General features: G+C 71.0%; 2 protein-coding genes. Both read right to left on the bottom strand.

Features of this window, described 5'->3' with window-relative positions:
• On the bottom strand, positions 1-1,251 hold a 1,251-nt coding region (locus tag AC30N0_RS08400), incomplete at its 3' end, for an ABC transporter substrate-binding protein (protein WP_489517472.1).
• A 13-nt stretch (positions 1,252-1,264) separates the two neighbouring features.
• Positions 1,265-3,081, bottom strand: a 1,817-nt coding sequence (locus tag AC30N0_RS08395; protein ID WP_489517471.1) for an ABC transporter substrate-binding protein, incomplete at its 5' end; no start/stop codon positions are given.

Genomic DNA, 3,081 nt, shown 5'->3' with positions numbered 1-3,081 from the left:
CTTGGCCCGGGCCGGATCGTGGACGCTGTTCTCGGTGCGAAAGCTCGGGTCGTAGCCGAAGCAGCCGGGCGGCATCGGCGCCTGCGCCGGGATCGCCTGGCCATGCCGGATGATGCGGATCTCGGCGTCGATGTCGTAGGCTAGGTTCATGGCCCGGCGCAAGGCCACTTTCTCGGCCGTGTAGCCGCCGACCACCGGGTCTTCCATGTTGAACCACGACATCGTGTAGTCGGGGTTGGCGAACTTGCGCGAGCGGATGCCGCGCTTGGCCAGGTTGGGCGCCAGCTTGCCGCTGGGCGACGCGAAGTCGGCGAACTCGATCGGCACCCGCACCACGTCGGCCCGTCCGTTCAGGAAGGTGAGCCAGCGCGGCTGGCCTTCCTCGATGACGGAGATCTCCACGCCGTCGTTGAAGGGCAGGCGGCGGCCCTTGAAGCGCTGCAGCCAGGCCTGGCCCTCCGCGTCGTCGGCCGCCGGCTCGGCGTCGTAGAGCACCTCGCGGAAGCCCGGGTTCTTCTCCAGCACGATCAGCGAGCTGCGCCGCCACTGCTTGAGCCGGTAGGGCCCGGTGCCGACCGGGTGCGCCATGATGTCGCCGCCGTAGGCCTCGACCACCTCGCGGGCCACCGCGCCGTAGACCGACGACGCGGCCAGCGTGGTGGCGAAGCGCGGCCGCCCCGACGCCAGCCTGAACTGCAGCGTGTAGCGATCGAGCGCGCGCAGGCCTTCGACCTCGCTGTCGTGGTCGAACGGCTGCTTGTCGCGCAGGGCCCGGGCGCGGAGCTCCTCGAGGCCGAGGATGCCGTCCTCCTGCAGCGAGGAGTAGACCGGGCTCTTGGTCTCGGGGTCGTAGACGCGCTTGAAGGAGTAGACGAAGTCCTGGGCGACCAGCTCGCGGCGCCTGCCCTTGAAGGCCGGGTCGGCGGCGAAGAAGATCCCCGGCCGGACACGGATCGTCCAGGTGCGGAAATCCGCCGATGACTCGGGCAGGGCGGCAGCGGTGAGCGGCACCAGCTTGACGGGGAAGGCGAGCGGGTCGTAGCCGAGCAGCGCTTCGAAGATGTGCGGCGTCACCGTGCGCGAGTACAGGTCGCTGATCTGCACCGGGTCGAACCCGGTTTCGGCGGCCGGGAACATCACGCGCAGGACCCGGGCTCCGCCGTCGGCGGCCGGTCCGGCCGCATGCGCGGGCAGCGCGGCCGCGCCGAGCGCCGCGGCCAGCCACCGGCGCCGATCCAGCAGGGGGCTCATCGCCAGGCCGCCTTCACGCGGCGGCTGCGGCGCCGCGGTCGATGTCGACGTAGTGCCACCACTCCTGCCAGAACAGGGTGCGCCGGTAGCCGATCAGCCACGGGTAGGTCATGTCGCTGACGATGCGGCAGACGCGGTACTTGTACGGCATGTACGCCACCGCCAGCCGGTTCGCCCGGTCGAAGAGGGCGCCGCGCTCCGGCCCGTCGGGCAGCGACTGCAGGCGCTCGTAGATCTGGTCGAACTCCGGCAGCTTGAAGCGCGCCAGGTTCTGGCCACCGATCTGGCGGCTGTCGTAGCGCGCCAGGGCCCCGAGCGAGTCCGGCGCGGCGGCGCTGCTGCCGAGCGACCAGGCGGTGAGGCTGCCGGCCCGCGCCGCCTTCAGGTTCTCCGGCCACTGGGCGACATGGAAGGCGACCCGGATACCGACCGCGCGCAGGTTCTTCTGCAACAGTTCGTCGGTCTCGCGGCTCGTCTGGTCGGGCTGGGCGCGCAGGGTCAGCAGCAGCGGCGCGCCGTTCGGCAGCTCGCGCCAGCCATCGCGGTTGATGTCGACGTAGCCATGGATGTCGAGCAGCGCCTGCGACCGTGCCGGATCGAACTCGCCGAACTCGCTGCGCCACTTCGGGTCGTAAGCCGACGTGCCCGGAAGGAGGGGCGACTGCGCCGGGATGCCCTGGCCTTTGCGCAACAGGCGGATCTCGCGCGGCGTGTCCAGGGCCAGGCCGATCGCCCGCCGCAAGGCGATGCGCCCCGGCGTGTAGCCGCCGAAGACCGGGTCTTCCATGTTGAAGAAGGTGAAGCTCGAGCCCGGCTCGAGCTGCTGGTAGCCGCGGATGCCGCGCCTGGCGAGGTTCGGTGCCACCTTGCCGCCAGGCATCGCCGTCTGGATGAAATTGGCGCCGACGCGCTCGATGAAGTCGGCCTCGCCGTTGACGAACGACAGCCAGCGCGGCTGGTCCTCGCTGACGATGGAGATCTCGACCCGGTCGATCATCGGCAGACGGCGGCCCTTGAAGCGCTTCAGCAGGGCCTGCCCCTCGGCGTCGTCGGGCGCCGGCTCGGGGTCGTAGAGCATCTCGCGGAAGTCGGGGTTGCGGTCGAGGGCGATGAACGAGCTGCGCCGCCACTGCGCCAGCCTGAACGGGCCGGTGCCGACCGGGTGGCCGTCGATCTGCTCGCCGTAGAAATCGACCACCTCACGCGCGACGGCGCCGAACAGGTCGCTGGCGGCGATCGTCTCGATGAAGCGCGGCCGCGGCTCCTCGAGCCGGATCTGCAGCGTGTAGCGGTCGGTCGCGCGCAGTCCCTCGAGCACGCGCTCGTGGTCGTACGGCCTGTTGCCGTCGAGCGCTGCCTTGCGGCTCTCGCTCAGGCCGAGGAACTTCTCGTTCTCGAGCGCGCTCCACGCCGCCGCCTTGTTGGCCGGATCGGCGAAGCGGCGCCAGGCGTAGACGTAGTCCTGCGCCACCAGCTCGCGCCGCTGGCCCTTGAAGGCCGGGTCGGTGGCGAAGACGATGCCGCGGCGCAGGCGGATCGTCCAAGTGCGGAAGTCGGCCGCGTGCTCGGGCATCGCCTCGGCGGTGAGCGGAACGATCTTCGACGGCCGGGCCAGGTGGTCGTACTTGTAGAGCGCCTCGAAGATGTGCGGCGTCACCGTGCGCGAATAGAGGTCGCTGATCTTGACCGGGTCGAAGCTGGTCTCGGCGACGCGGAAGGCATAGCGCAGGACCTTTGGCCCGTTCCCCGCCCTGGCGCCACCCACCACCGCGACGCCGTCCTGCGCCGCCGCCAGCGCCGGCGCGCCGGCCGGCAGCGCCAGCGTCGCCG

This window comes from Rhizobacter sp., from assembly GCF_031412495.1.
Classification (GTDB): domain Bacteria; phylum Pseudomonadota; class Gammaproteobacteria; order Burkholderiales; family Burkholderiaceae_C; genus Schlegelella_A.
Note: the sequence above shows the minus strand (reverse complement) of the source record. Positions and strands in the feature narration are given on the sequence as shown.